The sequence below is a fragment of the Streptomyces diastatochromogenes genome, from assembly GCF_002242805.1.
In the GTDB taxonomy this organism is placed as follows: Bacteria; Actinomycetota; Actinomycetes; order Streptomycetales; family Streptomycetaceae; genus Streptomyces; species Streptomyces diastatochromogenes.
Genome location: NZ_MCGQ01000005.1, coordinates 1 through 15,258 on the forward strand (window position 1 = coordinate 1; position 15,258 = coordinate 15,258).

Genomic DNA, 15,258 nt, shown 5'->3' on the forward strand with positions numbered 1-15,258 from the left:
CACCCGTTCGCCACTAATCCACCCCGAAGGGCTTCATCGTTCGACTTGCATGTGTTAAGCACGCCGCCAGCGTTCGTCCTGAGCCAGGATCAAACTCTCCGTGAATGTTTACCGGTAATCCGGTGCACACATCACGAGAGCGGTCCAAGAGGAGGAATGATCCTCTCGGACACAGCGTCCTCGCTGTGTTTTTTCAAAGGAACCTCGTCCCAGCCGTGATGGCCGGAGACGGGGTATCAACATATCTGGCGTTGATTTTTGGCACGCTGTTGAGTTCTCAAGGAACGGTCGCTTCCTTTGTACTCACCCTCTCGGGCTTTCCTCCGGGCGCTTCCCTTCGGTCTTGCGTTTCCGACTCTATCAGATCTTTTCTCGATCCGATTTCCTCGGTGCTTTCCAGGTTTCCGCTCTCGCGTTTCCCTTTCCGGCGGTTCCGACTCTATCAGATCCTTTCGGCGTCCGATTCCCGGTCGGCGGGATTGTCTCGGGCCTTTTGGGCTTTCGCCCGTCGGCCTTTCGACATTCACTACGCTAGCCGATTCCCTCGGCAACTCATAATCGAGTCTCTCGGGTTCGAATTCGGGCACGCGGGCGCGCCAGAATCGACCCCGTCGAGGGGTTGTAACTAGGTAGTGGGTTGGCCGCTCCGGCTGCAGGCGATTGCCGTACCCGGTTCAGCGGCTCGGGCTACATTACGCACCTCGCAAGGGCGCGTCAACTTGAGCGACGCCTTGGCGCATGGGCCCGATAGGGGCTCACCGTCGGGTCGTTGGCCACCCAGAACCGCCAGGGATGGACGTCGCCGTTGCCGCCTTCGCCGGCGACTCCGGTGCGCGGACCGCTGCGCACCTGGTCAGGGGCCACAGGAGTGCCGGTCAGCATCCTCAGCGGTGTCTCACCGGATGCGCACGCGTCCGTGCCGTCCAAGGCGCGGTCGACCTCCAGGGCTGTGGCCAAGCGAGCCGGACCCTTGGCCAGTTCCTTGTCATTTCGGGCCGAAAGTCGACGTTTGCGAGCCAGCTCGGTGCCCTCGATGACCTCACCGGCCCGGAGCAGGACGGCGCTCGCCGTGTCCTCGGGTCCGCAGACCAGGTTCATGCAGTGCCACATGCCGTAGGTGAAGTAGACGTACACATGTCCGGGCGGACCGAACATCACTTCATTGCGGGCGGTGCGGCCACGGTAGGCGTGTGAGCCGGGGTCGTTCGGGCCGTCGTACGCCTCCACCTCCGTGAGGCGCACGGCGATCGGGCCGTCGGGGGTCGTACGGACCAGAATGCGGCCGAGGAGGTCGGGGGCGATATCCAGGACGGGGCGGTCGAAGAACTCTCGGGGCAGTGGCGTACGGTCCGGGGGCGCGATCATGCCGTCCGAGCGTAGTCCAGAGGGTTCCGGGCCAAGGGGTGGTCAAGGATCGCTCCCCTTGCCAGGGTGTGGCTTCGGAACCGGTCGTGACCGGATCGCGTTTGTACGGGTCGAGGGTCCATTCGTAAAGGGAGAGTCATGGCGTTCAAGAAGCTGCTCGCGAGCCTCGGGGCCGGCGGCGCCTCGGTCGAGACGGTGCTGACCGAGGTCAATGCCGTACCGGGAGGCGTGGTCCAGGGCGAGGTGCGGATCCAGGGCGGGTCCGTGAACCAGGACATCGAGGGTCTGTCCGTCGGCCTGCAGGCGCGCGTCGAGGTCGAGAGCGGCGACCAGGAGTACAAGCAGGACATCGAGTTCACCAAGGTGCGGCTCGGTGGTGCCTTCGAGCTGCAGGCGGGGGCCGTGCACGCGGTGCCGTTCGGTCTCGAGATCCCCTGGGAGACGCCGGTCACGATGATCGACGGGCAGTCGCTGCGCGGGATGCACATCGGGGTGACCACCGAGCTGGCGATCGCCCGTGCCGTGGACTCCTCCGACCTGGACCCGATCAACGTGCACCCGCTGCCGGCGCAGAAGGCGATCCTGGACGCCTTCATCCAGCTGGGCTTCCGCTTCAAGAACGCGGACATGGAGCGCGGCCACATCCGGGGTACGCGGCAGCGGCTGCCGTTCTACCAGGAGATCGAGTTCTACCCGCCGTCGCAGTACCGGGGCCTGAACCAGGTCGAGCTGAGCTTCGTGGCCGACGAGCACGCCATGGACGTCATCCTGGAGATGGACAAGAAGCCGGGTCTGTTCAGCGAGGGCTCCGACACCTTCCGCTCCTTCCAGGTGGGTCTGAACGACTTCCACGGGACCGACTGGGCGGCTTACCTCAACCAGTGGCTGTCCGAGGTCGGCAGCAAGCGCAACTGGTTCTAGGCTCTGACCTACTGAACGAGAACGATCAGGAGGTACCGAGGTGACCGAGCTCAAGCGGCGGCCGCTCCCCCACGACTTCCATCCGCCCGTGCCGTCGTTCACGGTGACGAGTGAGGACATCGAGGAGGGCGCGACGCTGGGCAGCGCCCAGGTCTACGCCGAGGGGAACGTCTCTCCGCAGCTGCGGTGGGAGGGCTTCCCGGCGGAGACCAAGAGCTTCGCCGTGTCCTGCTACGACCCCGACGCGCCGACCGGCAGCGGGTTCTGGCACTGGGTCCTGTTCGACATCCCCGCCTCCGTCACGGAGCTGCCGGCGGGTGCGGGCAGCGGCAAGTTCGAGGGCCTGCCCGAGGGTGCGGTGCACGTGCGCAACGACTACGGGTCGAAGGACTTCGGCGGTGCCGCTCCGCCGCCCGGGGACGGCCCGCACCGGTACGTCTTCACGGTGTACGCGGTGGACCAGGAGAAGCTCGGCCCGAACGCGGACGTCTCTCCTGCCGTCGTCGGCTTCAATCTGCGGTTCCACGCGCTCGCGCGTGCCCAGCTCATCGGTGAGTACGAGAACCCCGCTGCAGGCGGCGCACCGCATTGATTCAGCCAAGCGTTCATAGAACGTTTGCCCGCCTCCGGTCTTGGAAGTGATCGGAGGCGGGCATTTTTTATTGCGTTGTCCATCTCGGCGCGCCCGTCCAGAGTTGATCCAAGCCCGCCGGGGAGGCGGGCAGGTGCGCACGGGAGGTGGGCTGGATGCGTGACACGTTGGTCCTGAACGCGAGCTTCGAGCCGCTGTCGACGGTGACTCTGAACCGAGCGGTCGTCCTTGTGCTGCAGGACAAGGCCGTCGTCGAGCAGTCCCATCCCGAACTGCGCATGCGCGGTGCCGATGTGGACATACCCGCGCCCCGGGTGATCAGGCTGTGCAGGTACGTACGGGTGCCGTTCCGAAGACAAGCGCCCTGGTCGCGGCGGGGGGTGCTGGTCCGGGACCGGCACCGGTGCGCGTACTGCGGGCGCAGGGCGACGACCGTGGACCATGTGCTGCCGCGGTCGCAGGGTGGGCAGGACACGTGGCTGAATACGGTCGCCGCGTGTGCGGAGGACAATCACCACAAGGCGAACCGGACTCCGGAGGAGGCGGGGATGGCGCTGTTGCGGCAGCCGTTCGAGCCGACACCGGCGGACGCGATGCTGCTGGCGCTGGGGCGGGACGACCTCGACGCGTTGCCGGAGTGGCTGGCGCAGCCCGCGGCGTAGCCGGTAGGTGAAGTGGGGGCCCGNNCGGGCCCCCACTTCACCTACGGAGGTCAGTCGATGGACGGCTTCTCCCGGCGTTCGCTGCCGTTGTTCTGGGGCGGGACGGAGTTGCCGCCGCCCTGACCGCCGCCCAGCGAGCCGAAGTTGCCCATCGCTCCGGAGAGGCCCTTGAGGGCGTCGCCGATCTCGCTGGGGACGATCCAGAGCTTGTTGGCGTCGCCTTCGGCGATCTTCGGGAGCATCTGGAGGTACTGGTAGCTCAGGAGCTTCTGGTCCGGGTCGCCGGCGTGGATCGCCTCGAAGACCGTACGGACGGCCTGGGCCTCGCCCTCGGCGCGCAGGGCGGCGGCCTTGGCCTCACCTTCGGCACGCAGGATCTGGGACTGCTTCTCACCCTCGGCGGTGAGGATGGCCGCCTGCCGCGTACCTTCCGCGGTGAGGATCGCCGCGCGCTTGTCACGGTCGGCGCGCATCTGCTTCTCCATCGAGTCCTGGATGGAGGTGGGCGGCTCGATGGCCTTCAGCTCGACGCGGTTGACGCGGATGCCCCACTTGCCGGTGGCTTCGTCGAGGACGCCGCGCAGGGCCGCGTTGATCTCCTCGCGGGAGGTCAGGGTGCGTTCGAGGTCCATGCCGCCGATGATGTTGCGGAGCGTGGTGACGGTCAGCTGCTCGATGGCCTGGATGTAGCTGGCGACCTCGTAGGTGGCCGCCCGGGCGTCCGTCACCTGGTAGTAGATGACCGTGTCGATGTTCACGACCAGGTTGTCCTGGGTGATCACCGGCTGGGGCGGGAACGGTACGACCTGTTCGCGCAGGTCGATGCGGTTGCGGATGGTGTCGATGAACGGGACCACGATGTTGAGGCCCGCGTTGAGTGTCCGCGTGTAGCGGCCGAAGCGCTCCACGATGGCGGCGCTGGCCTGTGGGATGACCTGGATGGTCTTGATCAGGGCGATGAAGACCAACACCACCAGAATGATCAGGACGATGATGACCGGTTCCATCGTGTTCCCCGCACCCCTCTCCGCCCCGGCACCTCGGCACCTCGGCAGATCTTATGGTTGTTGAAGATCTTGCTGGTCGAGTCTGACAGACCGTCGCCCAACTCGTGGGCCGGATGGCTCAGATGACGATCGCGGTGGCCCCTTCGATGTCCACGACATCCACCTCCTGGCCCACTTCGTAGGCGCGGCCGGTGTCGAGGGCGCGGGCCGACCAGATCTCTCCGGCGAGCTTGATCCGGCCGCCGGAGCCGTCGACGCGTTCCAGGACGACTGCCTGCTTGCCCTTCAAGGCGTCGACACCGGTGGCGAGTTGGGGCCGTTGTCTGCCGTGCCGGGTCGCGATGGGACGGACGACGGCGATGAGGGCGACCGAGACGACGACGAAGGCGAGTACCTGGATCACGGCGTCGAAGCCCAGTCCGGCGACGACCGCGGCGGCGACGGCTCCCACCGCGAGCATGCCGAACTCCGGCATCGCGGTGACCACGAGCGGGATTCCGAGCGCCGCCGCGCCGACGAGCCACCACACCCATGCGGAGATGTCGTTCACAGGGTCATGGTAGGACCGCGGTCGGGCGGCGGACAGGGCGCGAACGGGGAGTGGCGCGGCGTCAGGACAGGGGCAGGCCCTGGGCGGTCCAGCGGTCGCCGACCTGCTCGACGACGAGCGGCAGGCCGAAGCAGAGAGAGAGGTTGCGGGAGGAGAGTTCCAGTTCGATCGGGCCTGCGGCGAGGACCTTGCCCTGGCGGATCATGAGGACGTGGGTGAAGCCGGGGGCGATCTCCTCGACATGGTGGGTGACCATGATCATGGAGGGGGCGATGGGGTCGCGGGCGAGCCGGCCGAGGCGGCGGACCAGGTCCTCGCGGCCGCCGAGGTCGAGGCCGGCGGCGGGCTCGTCGAGCAGGAGCAGCTCGGGGTCGGTCATCAGGGCGCGGGCGATCAGGGTGCGCTTGCGCTCGCCCTCGGAGAGGGTGCCGAAGCGGCGCTCGACGTAGTCGCTCATGCCGAGGCGGTCGAGGAAGGCGCGGGCGCGCTGCTCGTCGACCTCGTCGTACTCCTCCTGCCAGTGGGCCGTCATGCCGTACGCGGCCGTCAGCACAGTCTCGAGGACGGTCTGGCGCTTGGGGAGCTTGTCGGCCATGGCGATGCCGGCCACGCCGATGCGCGGGCGCAGGTCGAAGACGTCGACCTTGCCGAGGGTGTCGCCGAGGATGGTGGCGGTGCCCTTGCTGGGGAAGAGGTAGCTCGAGGCGACGTTCAGGAGGGTGGTCTTGCCGGCGCCGTTGGGGCCGAGGATGACCCAGCGCTCGCCCTCCTTGACCGACCAGGAGACCTGGTCCACCAGAGCCCGGCCCTCGCGGACCACGGATACGTCCTGAAGCTCCAGAACATCGCTCATGAGCGCGTTGTCTCCCCTTGCAGTGTGCCGGTCTCGGCTGTCGCGTACGCCTGTGGGCTCGGTCCGCCGCGCCGGTGGGCGCAGCCCCTCATGAAATCTACGCCACGAGTGCGCCGCTCCATTCCATCGGTCCGGTCCTTAGGGTGGGGGCATGCTCTCGGAACCGCGTTCAGGACGCCTTGCCGCTTGGGGAAATGCCCTTTTGGCCGGACTTGTCTCTCCGGATGACGCCGTACTCGCCATCGTGGGCGAGGACGCGGTGCACCGGGTGGAGGGGCTGCCGGGTGAGTCCGCGCCGGTCGGGCTCACGCTCGCGCTCGGGCGGCTGCGGGCACTGGGGGTGACCGGCCTGAGACTCGCGCTGCCCGCGCCCGGTCATCCGCTGGGGCTGAGCGGGCCGCCTGAGTTCAATGCGCGGGCGCTGGAGGCCGAGGAGGCGGTGGTCTGCTTCGGTGCCGCGTTCGGGCTGGTTCCGGAGGTGTACGCGGCCGGGCCCGAGGGTGATGTGCATGTCGAGGTGGTTTGGCATGTGCTGCCGGTGCGGGAGGCGCCGCCCGCCGATGTGCCGTCGCTGGGCGAGGCGGAGCGGGAGCTGGCGGAGGCCCTGCGGGACGCGACCGAGGTGCTGTCGAAGCTGGATGTCGCCGGGTCGGGTCCGGTGGCCGAGGCGGCGATCGACGCGTACCGGGCACGGGCCGAGCGGGGGCGGGAGGTGCTGGCGCCGGGGTATCCGCCGCGTGCGGTGCGGGTGTTGGAGCTGGCACAGCGGGTGGGGCTGCTGGTGTCCCTGGCCTACGACAACGGGCACGGGGGTGCGGTCAGCTCCGCCGAGATGGGGGCGCGGTCCGCGGCGCTGCGGCCGGTCGAGCGGACGGCCCGGCGGGCGCAGGTGGCGGCGTACAACTCCATCGTGGAGGAGCGGGAGCGGGGGGTTCGCTGAGTCGGCAGGGGCTCCCCGAGTCGGTCGCCCGAGGAGCCCTCTCGGCCGCCTGGCGCCTCAGTCGTTGACCGACGCGTTGCCGAAGGCCGGGTTCAGCAAGCCGATCACGTTGACGCTCAGGCCGGTGGCGTTGACCGGGACGTGGACCGGGACCTGGACGACGTTGCCCGAGCCGACGCCCGGGTTCTTCGCGGCCGCGCCGTTCGCGCTCGTGTCGGCGACGGCGGCTCCGGCGGAGGCGCCTGCGGCGATACCGGCGACGGTGACGGCGAGGGCGGCCTTCTTGGCGATGTTCATGGGACGGGTTCCTCCTGCGTGTGCGTGTCCGACCCGGCCGTGGGTCGTGCGCTGATCAACGCCGGAGTCTTCGCCGGGGTGCGGGAGCCGCTCGTCGAGCCCCCGTTCAGGCCACTCGGATGACAACCTGACAGGCCTCCCGGTGGGCCCGGGAGGCCTGAGATCGTGGTCGGCCCTGGCTCAGCCGTTCAGGCCGAGGTTGCCGAAGGCCGGGTTCAGCACGCCGATGACGTTCACGCTATTGCCGGACACGTTGACCGGGACGTGCACCGGGGCCTGGACTACGTTGCCCGAGCCGACACCCGGAGAGCCGTGGGCCGCGCCGCCGGCCCAGGCGCCGTCCGTGGCGGAGGCCATCCCCGCACCGGCGGCCAGCAGGCCACCGGCCACCATCGTCACGGCCGCTGCCTTCTTCAGGTTCTTCACTGTCTAAGCCCTCCTTGGCGTTCGCCGCGGCGGTTGACCGCAGCACGCACTGGAGAACGGCGGAGATCGCCGGAGGATGCGCCATCCGGGTGACATTCCCACGACGGTATGAATCTCAGTCCGGAACGGAACCTTCCGAGTTGCCGTCCGTGAGGTGTTGGGGAGGGCGTTTCAGCCGGTCACGCCATGGCGTACGGCCCACAGGGCGGCCTGGGTGCGGTCGGCGAGGTCCAGTTTCATGAGGATGTTGGAGACGTGCGTCTTGACGGTCTTCTCGGACAGCACGAGGGCACGGGCGATCTCCCGGTTGGAGCGGCCGTCGGCGATCAGGCCGAGCACCTCGCGCTCCCGTTCGGTGAGCGAACCCCCTCTTCCCTGACCCGAGTTGGCTTCCTCCTGGGAGAGCAGGGCGCCGGCCACCTCGGGCTGGAGCAGGATGTGCCCGGCGTGCACCGAGCGGATGGCGCCGGCCAGCGCGTCGGGGTCCACGTCCTTGTAGACGTACCCGGCGGCGCCCGCGCGCAGGGCCGGGACGACCGTGCGCTGCTCGGTGAAGCTGGTGACGATCAGCACGCGCGCGGGGTTGTCCAGTTCACGGAGCCTGCGCAGGGCGTCGATGCCGTCCATACCCGGCATCTTGACGTCCATGAGGACGACGTCGGGCCGCAGCTCCTCGGCACGGGCGACCCCCTCGGCACCATCGGCGGCCTCCCCGACGACCTCGATGTCGTCCTGCACCTCCAGGAAGGTGCGCAGGCCCCGGCGGACGACCTGGTGGTCGTCGACGAGCAGCACCTTGATTGCGTCAGCCACCGGGGACCTCCATCTCGATCGTGGTGCCCTTGCCGGGCGCCGATTCCACGGCCAGCGTGCCGCCGACACCGCTCGCCCGGTCCCGTATCGAGACCAGGCCCAGGTGGCGTCCGGCGCGGCGGACCGACTGCGGGTCGAAGCCGCTGCCGTCGTCGCTGACGCGCAGGACGGCTCCGCTGCCGCGCCGGTCCACGGTCACGTCGACGTGCTCGGCGCCGGAGTGGCGCAGGGCGTTGTGCAGGGCCTCCTGGGCGACCCTGAGCAGGGCCTCCTCCTGGGCGGCGGGCAGGGCGCGGAAGCCGTTGCTGGCGAAGGTGACGCGCGCGGTGTGGGCGCGGTCGAGGACCTGTATCTGGGTGCGCAGGGGGGCGATCAGGCCGTCCTCGTCCAGGGCGGCGGGGCGCAACTCCACCACGGCGGCGCGCAGTTCGTCGGCCGCCTCGGCGGCGAGCGCGGCGACCTGGTGCAGCTCGCCCTTGGCGCGGGCGGGGTCGCGGTCGATCAGCGCGGCCGCGGCCTGGGCGGTCAGGCGCAGGGAGAAGAGCTTCTGGCTGACCGCGTCGTGCAGTTCGTGGGCGAGGCGGGAGCGCTCCTCGGCGATGGTCAGCTCGCGGCTGCGCTCGTAGAGGCGGGCGTTGGTGAGAGCGATGGCGGCGTGCTGGGCGAGGATCGAGAGCAGTTCCTCGTCCTCCTCGGTGAAGCCGCAGCTGCCTTCGGGTTTGGGACAGTTCTTGTTGGCCAGGAACAGGGCGCCGATGACCTCGTCGCCGTCGCGGATCGGCAGGCCCAGGAAGTCGGACATGTCGGGGTGGGCGGACGGCCAGCCCTCGAAGCGCGGGTCCTTGCGCACGTCGGCGAGGCGCTCGGGCCGGGCCTCCCGCAGCATCGCGGCGAGGATGCCGTGCTGGCGGGGCAGCGGGCCGATGGCCTTCCACTGGGCGTCGCTGACGCCGTCGACGACGAACTGGGCGAAGCCGCCGTGGTCGTCGGGGACGCCGAGGGCGGCGTACTGCGCGTCGAGCAGCTCGCGGGCGGAGGCGACGATCGTCTTGAGGACGTCGCGCACCTCGAGATGCCTGCTCATGGCCAGCAGCGCGGAGCTGACCGCCGCGAGGCCGGACCGGGGGCCTTGACTCATGTCCTCACGGTACCGGCGGGGTGTGACAGTGCGGATCGGACCTGTGACCGCCGGGTCCGGTCCGCTGGACCTAGGGCCGTCGAGGTAGGTCTCCGGCCCCGGGACGTGCGGCGTACGTCGAAGGACCCCGCCGTATTGCGGCCCGCGTCCGAGGCGCCGCGGGGGGTGCCGTTCCTAGGTTGTGGTCACCGCTCCGACGGGGCGGCAAGCGACGAGGGGACGGTTGTCATGCCGGTAGCGATCATCACGGGGGCCTCCAAGGGGCTGGGGCGGGCGCTCGCCGAGGCGCTGGCCGCGCGGGGCTGGGACCTGGTGCTCGACGCCCGTGGCGCGGGCCCCCTGGAGGAGGCCGCGCAGGCTCTCGCCGGGCACGGTACGCGGGTGGAGGCGCTGCCCGGGGACGTCACGGACGCCGGGCACCGGGCCGAGCTGGTGGCCGCCGCGCGGAAGCTGGGCGGTGTCGACCTGGTGGTGAACAACGCGGGGATCCTGGGCGCCGAGCCCCTGGTCCCGCTGGGCAGCCAACCGCTGGACGGCTTCCGGGCAGCGCTGGAGACCAATGTGGTGGCTCCGCTGGCGCTGCTCCAGGAGGCGCTGCCGCTGCTGCGCGAGGGCCCTGCGGGAGCGGTGATCAACGTGAGTTCCGACGCGGCGGTGGAGGCCTACCGGACCTGGGGCGCGTACGGGGCGACGAAGGCGGCTGTGGACCAGTTGTCCGCCGTGCTCGCGGTGGAGGAACCGGGGCTGCGGGTCTGGTGGGTCGATCCGGGCGGCATGCGGACGGACATGCTGGCCGCCGCCGAGCCCGACGAGGACCTGTCGGGCACGCCGACGCCCGAGGAGATCGCTCCTGCCTTCCTGCGGCTGCTGGACAGGCGCCCGGCGAGCAGCCGGTACACCGCGGCCGCGCTGCGGGAGGCGCTGTGAGCGTCAGGGTGCGGGTTCCGGAGGGGCTGTCCGCGCGCGTGCCGGCCGAGCAGCGGGGTCCCGGTCTCGACCGGGACGACGTACGGCTGCTGGTGTCGCGCGGCACCGAGGTGACGCACCACGTGTTCGCCGAGCTGCCGCGGCTGCTGCGGGCGGGGGACCTGCTGGTGGTGAACACCTCGCCCACGCTGGCGGCCGCGGTGGACGGGCGGATCGGGCACGCGCGCGTGGTGGTGCACTTCTCGACGCGCGGGGACGACGGGCGGTGGGCGGTCGAGCTGCGGGAACCGGACGGGAGGGGTACTACACGCGCGCGTGCAGGCACGCCTGCGGGGACAGAGGTGGGGCTGCCCGGCGGGGCTCGGCTGGTCCTGGAGGAGCCGCTGAGCGGGCGTGGTGAGCGGCTGTGGTGGGCGCGGGTGTCCGGGGCGGAGGTCCTTCGGGTGCTGGGGGAGCACGGGCGGCCCATCCGCTACTCCTACACGGAGCGGGACCAGCCGCTGTCCGTCTATCAGACGGTGTTCGCGCTGCCGTCGCCGGACGGGGCGGGCAGCGCGGAGATGCCGAGTGCGGCGCGGCCCTTCACCGCGCGGCTGGTGGCGGAGCTGGTGAGCCGTGGGGTGCAGTTCGCGCCGATCACTCTGCACACGGGGGTGGCGTCGGCGGAGGCGCACGAGCCGCCGTATCCGGAGCGGTTCGCGGTGCCGGTGGCGTCGGCGCGGCTGATCAACGCCGTGAAGGCGGGTGACGGGCGGGTCATCGCCGTGGGGACGACGGCCGTGCGGGCCGTGGAGTCGGCTACCGGGCCGGACGGGGTGGTGCGGGCGGCCGAGGGGTGGACCGACCTGGTGGTCACACCCGAGCGCGGGGTGCGCGCGGTCGACGGGCTGCTGACCGGGCTGCACGAGCCGGAGGCCTCGCATCTGCTGATGCTGGAGGCGGTCGCGGGGCGGGCCGCGGTCGACCGCGCGTACGAGGAGGCGCTGCGCGGGCTCTATCTGTGGCACGAGTTCGGGGACGTCCACCTCATCCTCCCGGAGGAGGCGCCTCACTCAGAGCGTTGCGACGGCAACTCCTGGTGAGAATTCCACGCCGCCGATGTGAGCCCGCACATAGGGCCCACATCACGTACGAACGGACATAGGAGATATTGCCTCCCGGCACGAACGGGGCAGACGTTCCAGTCTGTCCCGTTTTGCCCTTGCCCGGTCCACTATCGGGGATCGTACGTCACACCTTTGCCACAGGATTTTGCGGCCGCTAAGAATTGCTCTCGTCGCTCAGCGCTGCGGGGTTCCCCCCGCGGCGTTCGTGCAGGAGGAGCTGATTCCTCCGGCGGACGCAGAGCGACCTCCGCGCTATTCGAAGAGGTCCATCAGCCATGCCCAAGAACATCCTCACTCGTGGTCATAGTCGTGCGCTGACCCGGCAGCACAAGGTCGCGATCGCCGGTGTCGGCGTGCTCGGCGCTGCCGCCCTCGCCTTCTCGGCCGTCCCCAGCAGCGCCGAGTCCATCACCACGGGTGCCCCGGCCGTGGCCGCGCAGGTCGCCGCCCAGCCGGCCAAGGACGTCAAGGGCACGCTCACCGGCCAGCTCGCCGCCGAGTCGGTCAAGCTCGACACCTTCGCCGCCAAGCAGAAGGCCGCGGTCGACGCCGCCGCCAAGCAGCAGGCCGAGGCCGCGGCGAAGCAGAAGGCCGCCGCCGAGGCCGCTGCCAAGAAGGCCGCCCAGGAGCGCGCCGCCAAGGAGGCCGCGAGCCGTTCCGCGCAGCGCCCCCAGATGCAGCTGGTCGCCGCGAAGACCTACACGAACAACCTCGACGGCTGGATCCGCCAGGCCCTGGACATCATGAAGTCCAAGGGCATCCCGGGCAGCTACAACGGCCTGCACAAGAACATCATGCGGGAGTCCTCCGGCAACCCCATGGCCATCAACAACTGGGACATCAACGCCATCAACGGCATCCCGTCGAAGGGCCTGCTGCAGGTCATCCCGCCGACCTTCAACGCGTACCACGTCACCGGCACCTCGTGGAACATCTACGACCCGGTCGCCAACATCACCGCCGCCGCCAACTACGCGGCCGACAAGTACGGCTCGATCGACAACGTCAACAGCGCGTACTGAGGCCGGCGCGGGCCTCTGACGACGCGACGCCGAAGGGCGGCACCCCTCCAGGGGGTGCCGCCCTTCGCGTCGTACGGCCGCGGTTACTTCCGCATGACCTCCGGCTCGTGCCGGCGCAGGAAGCGGGCGACGAAGAAGCCGCAGACCACTCCGAGGACGATCAGCGCGAACATGTCCAGGCCCCAGGCCGAGGCCTCGTGGTTCCACAGCGGGTCCGTGCTGCTCGGGTCGTCGGTGTTCGGCGCGATGTTGTTGAAGTCCAGCGTGGCGCCCGCGGCGGCCACCGCCCAGCGCGACGGCATCAGGTACGAGAACTCGTTGACGCCGAGGGTGCCGTGCAGGGTGAAGAGGCAGCCGGTGAAGACGACCTGGATGATCGCGAACATCACCAGCAGCGGCATGGTCTTCTCGGCGGTCTTCACCAGCGAGGAGATCACCAGGCCGAACATCATCGAGCTGAAGCCGAGCGCCATGATCGGCAGGCACAGCTCGAACAGCGTCGAGCTGCCGAGGACGAGCCCCTGGTCGGGGATCTCGCGGCTGGAGAAGCCGATCACGCCGACCATCAGGCCCTGGAGCACGGTGACGGCGCCGAGCACGACCACCTTCGACATCAGGTAGGCCGACCGGGACAGGCCGGTCGCGCGCTCCCGCTCGTAGATGACCCGTTCCTTGATCAGCTCACGCACGGAGTTCGCCGCACCGGCGAAGCACGCGCCGACCGCGAGGATCAGCAGCACCGTGGTGGCCGTGCCGTTCGGGACGTGCGCGCCGGTGCGCGGGTTGACCGCCTCGTTGACCAGCAGGCCCCGGTTGTGGTCGATCAGCAGGCTGACCGCGCCGAGCACCGCCGGCAGGATCACCGTCAGCGCCAGGAATCCCTTGTCGGAGGCGATGACCGCCACGTACCGCCGGATCAGGGTCATCAGCTGCGAGCCCCAGCCCTGCGGCTTGGGCGGCTTCATCGCCTGTGGCGGAGGCATGTGTACGGATTGCGGGGCGACCGCGTCGATGTCCGCGGCGTACATCTGGTAGTGCTGCGAGCCCTTCCAGCGGCCCGCCCAGTCGTAGTCGCGGTAGTTCTCGAAGGCGGAGAAGACGTCGGCCCAGGTGTCGTAGCCGAAGAAGTTCAGCGCCTCCTCCGGCGGGCCGAAGTAGGCAACCGAACCGCCGGGCGCCATCACCAGGAGCTTGTCGCAGATCGCCAGCTCGGCCACGGAGTGGGTGACCACGAGGACCGTGCGGCCGTCGTCGGCCAGGCCCCGCAGCAGCTGCATGACGTCACGGTCCATACCCGGGTCGAGGCCCGAGGTCGGCTCGTCCAGGAAGATCAGCGACGGCTTGGTGAGCAGTTCGAGGGCCACCGAGACACGCTTGCGCTGGCCACCGGAGAGAGAGGTGACCTTCTTGTCCTTGTGGATGTCGAGCTTCAGCTCGCGCAGCACCTCGTCGATGCGGGCGTCGCGCTCGGCGGCCGTGGTGTCGGCGGGGAAGCGCAGCTTGGCCGCGTACTTGAGGGCCTTCTTGACGGTCAGCTCCTTGTGCAGGATGTCGTCCTGCGGGACCAGACCGATGCGCTGGCGCAGCTCGGCAAACTGCTTGTAGAGGTTGCGGTTGTCGTACAACACCTCGCCCTGGTTGGCGGGCCGGTAGCCGGTGAGCGCCTTGAGCAGGGTCGACTTGCCGGAACCGGACGGGCCGATGACCGCGATCAGCGACTTCTCCGGGACGCCGAAGGAGACGTCCTTCAGGATCTGCTTGCCGCCGTCGACCGTGACGGTCAGGTGGCGCGCGGAGAAGGAGACCTCACCGGTGTCGACGAACTCCTCGAGGCGGTCGCCGACGATGCGGAAGGTGGAGTGGCCGACGCCGACGATGTCGTTCGGGCCGAGCTGTATCGAGCCGCCCTTGGGGATCGGCTGGCCGTTGACGTAGGTGCCGTTGTGCGAGCCCAGGTCGCGGATCTCGAAGCGGCCGCCGGGCACCGAGTGGAACTCGGCGTGGTGCCGGGAGACCTGCAGGTCGGAGACGACCAGCTCGTTCTCCAGGGCACGGCCGATGCGCATCACGTTGCCGATGGCGAACTGGTGGAACGTCGTGGGGCTGCGGTCGCCGTAGACCGGCGGCGCCCCCGCGCCGCCACCGGGCACCTTCTGCGCGTACTGCTCGGCCGGAGCGCCCTGCTGCTGCGGAATCGGCGCGGCCTGCTGCGGCTGCTGCCAACCGGCCTGCGGGGCCTGCTGCTGCGGAGCCTGCTGCGCCCAGCCGGCCCCCGCACCCTGGGCGGCGTACGGCGCGGCCTGCTGCTGAGGCTGAGCGGTGGCGGCGGCACCGGAGAGGTTCAGGCGCGGTCCGTCGGTCGCGTTGCCGAGGTGCACCGCCGAGCCGGGGCCGATCTCCGTCTGGCCGATCCGCTGGCCCTGCACGAAGGTGCCGTTGGTGCTGCCGTGGTCCTCGATGACCCAACTGCGGCCGTTGAAGCTGACCGTGGCGTGGCGCCAGGAGACCCTGGCGTCGTCGAAGACGATGTCACCCTGCGGATCGCGTCCGAGGGTATAGGGCCTGGACGGGTCGAGCGTCCAGGTCCTTCCGTTTGTTTCCAGTACGAGTTCCGGCACTCCATGCCCCACTGAGTAGTC

At 69.7% G+C, this 15,258-nt stretch carries 16 protein-coding genes and 1 rRNA gene; 7 read left to right on the forward strand and 10 right to left on the reverse strand.

The features are described from left to right. A 16S ribosomal RNA gene (locus BEK98_RS02215) occupies positions 1 to 105 on the reverse strand; the annotation flags it as partial. 609 nt (positions 106 to 714) lie between these two features. After that, positions 715 to 1,365, reverse strand: a complete 651-nt coding sequence (locus BEK98_RS02225) for a DNA-3-methyladenine glycosylase (RefSeq protein WP_094214626.1) — start codon at positions 1,363 to 1,365, stop codon at positions 715 to 717. Between the two features lie 138 nt (positions 1,366 to 1,503). Between BEK98_RS02225 and BEK98_RS02230 the strand changes: the two genes are divergently transcribed. The 3 genes from BEK98_RS02230 to BEK98_RS02240 all read left to right on the forward strand — a co-directional run bounded on the left by BEK98_RS02230 (position 1,504) and on the right by BEK98_RS02240 (position 3,540). After that, positions 1,504 to 2,286: a sporulation protein gene (locus BEK98_RS02230; RefSeq protein WP_094214627.1), complete on the forward strand. Its 783-nt coding sequence runs from the start codon at positions 1,504 to 1,506 to the stop codon at positions 2,284 to 2,286. 40 nt (positions 2,287 to 2,326) lie between these two features. Further along, positions 2,327 to 2,878 (forward strand): YbhB/YbcL family Raf kinase inhibitor-like protein, encoded by a 552-nt coding sequence (locus tag BEK98_RS02235; protein ID WP_094214628.1) that lies wholly within the window; start codon positions 2,327 to 2,329, stop codon positions 2,876 to 2,878. Between the two features lie 155 nt (positions 2,879 to 3,033). After that, positions 3,034 to 3,540: an HNH endonuclease gene (locus tag BEK98_RS02240; protein ID WP_094214866.1), complete on the forward strand. Its 507-nt coding sequence runs from the start codon at positions 3,034 to 3,036 to the stop codon at positions 3,538 to 3,540. A gap of 50 nt (positions 3,541 to 3,590) precedes the next feature. Here BEK98_RS02240 and BEK98_RS02245 read toward each other — a convergent pair whose 3' ends face one another. From BEK98_RS02245 to BEK98_RS02255, 3 genes are all read right to left on the reverse strand, one after another. Then, positions 3,591 to 4,547 (reverse strand): SPFH domain-containing protein, encoded by a 957-nt coding sequence (locus BEK98_RS02245; RefSeq protein ID WP_094214629.1) that lies wholly within the window; start codon positions 4,545 to 4,547, stop codon positions 3,591 to 3,593. Positions 4,548 to 4,665: 118 nt separating this feature from the next. Next, positions 4,666 to 5,097, reverse strand: a complete 432-nt coding sequence (locus BEK98_RS02250; protein WP_094214630.1) for an NfeD family protein — start codon at positions 5,095 to 5,097, stop codon at positions 4,666 to 4,668. A gap of 61 nt (positions 5,098 to 5,158) precedes the next feature. Further along, positions 5,159 to 5,950 carry an ABC transporter ATP-binding protein gene (locus BEK98_RS02255; protein WP_094214631.1) on the reverse strand — a complete coding sequence of 264 codons (792 nt, stop codon included), beginning with the start codon at positions 5,948 to 5,950 and terminating at the stop codon, positions 5,159 to 5,161. 151 nt (positions 5,951 to 6,101) lie between these two features. Between BEK98_RS02255 and BEK98_RS02260 the strand changes: the two genes are divergently transcribed. Then, entirely contained in the window at positions 6,102 to 6,890 is a 789-nt protein-coding gene (locus BEK98_RS02260) for a hypothetical protein (protein WP_094214632.1), read from the forward strand. A 57-nt stretch (positions 6,891 to 6,947) separates the two neighbouring features. On the opposite strand, the gene BEK98_RS02265 is transcribed toward BEK98_RS02260, so the two are convergent. The 4 genes from BEK98_RS02265 to BEK98_RS02280 all read right to left on the reverse strand — a co-directional run bounded on the left by BEK98_RS02265 (position 6,948) and on the right by BEK98_RS02280 (position 9,564). Next, entirely contained in the window at positions 6,948 to 7,187 is a 240-nt protein-coding gene (locus BEK98_RS02265) for a chaplin (RefSeq protein WP_094214633.1), read from the reverse strand. A 180-nt stretch (positions 7,188 to 7,367) separates the two neighbouring features. Further along, the gene (locus BEK98_RS02270; protein ID WP_094214634.1) at positions 7,368 to 7,613 is read right to left on the reverse strand and encodes a chaplin; all 246 of its coding nucleotides are present in this window, start codon (positions 7,611 to 7,613) and stop codon (positions 7,368 to 7,370) included. Between the two features lie 171 nt (positions 7,614 to 7,784). After that, entirely contained in the window at positions 7,785 to 8,426 is a 642-nt protein-coding gene (locus tag BEK98_RS02275) for a response regulator (protein ID WP_094214635.1), read from the reverse strand. After that, positions 8,419 to 9,564, reverse strand: a complete 1,146-nt coding sequence (locus BEK98_RS02280) for a GAF domain-containing sensor histidine kinase (RefSeq protein ID WP_094214636.1) — start codon at positions 9,562 to 9,564, stop codon at positions 8,419 to 8,421. The genes BEK98_RS02275 and BEK98_RS02280 overlap by 8 nt, the downstream gene beginning before the upstream one ends. A 228-nt stretch (positions 9,565 to 9,792) precedes the next feature. On the opposite strand from BEK98_RS02280, the gene BEK98_RS02285 reads away from it, so the two are divergent. The 3 genes from BEK98_RS02285 to BEK98_RS02295 all read left to right on the forward strand — a co-directional run bounded on the left by BEK98_RS02285 (position 9,793) and on the right by BEK98_RS02295 (position 12,619). Further along, a complete protein-coding gene (locus BEK98_RS02285) occupies positions 9,793 to 10,491 on the forward strand; it encodes an SDR family NAD(P)-dependent oxidoreductase (protein ID WP_094214637.1) in 699 nt (232 codons plus the stop codon). Beyond that, positions 10,488 to 11,573 carry an S-adenosylmethionine:tRNA ribosyltransferase-isomerase gene (locus BEK98_RS02290; protein WP_094214638.1) on the forward strand — a complete coding sequence of 362 codons (1,086 nt, stop codon included), beginning with the start codon at positions 10,488 to 10,490 and terminating at the stop codon, positions 11,571 to 11,573. Before BEK98_RS02285 ends, BEK98_RS02290 begins: the two co-directional genes overlap by 4 nt. Positions 11,574 to 11,872: 299 nt before the next feature. Then, entirely contained in the window at positions 11,873 to 12,619 is a 747-nt protein-coding gene (locus tag BEK98_RS02295) for a transglycosylase SLT domain-containing protein (RefSeq protein ID WP_094214639.1), read from the forward strand. Between the two features lie 83 nt (positions 12,620 to 12,702). On the opposite strand, the gene BEK98_RS02300 is transcribed toward BEK98_RS02295, so the two are convergent. Continuing rightward, on the reverse strand, positions 12,703 to 15,237 hold the full coding sequence (locus BEK98_RS02300) for an ABC transporter ATP-binding protein/permease (protein ID WP_094214640.1): 2,535 nt from the start codon (positions 15,235 to 15,237) through the stop codon (positions 12,703 to 12,705). Between the last annotated feature and the right edge of the window lie 21 nt (positions 15,238 to 15,258).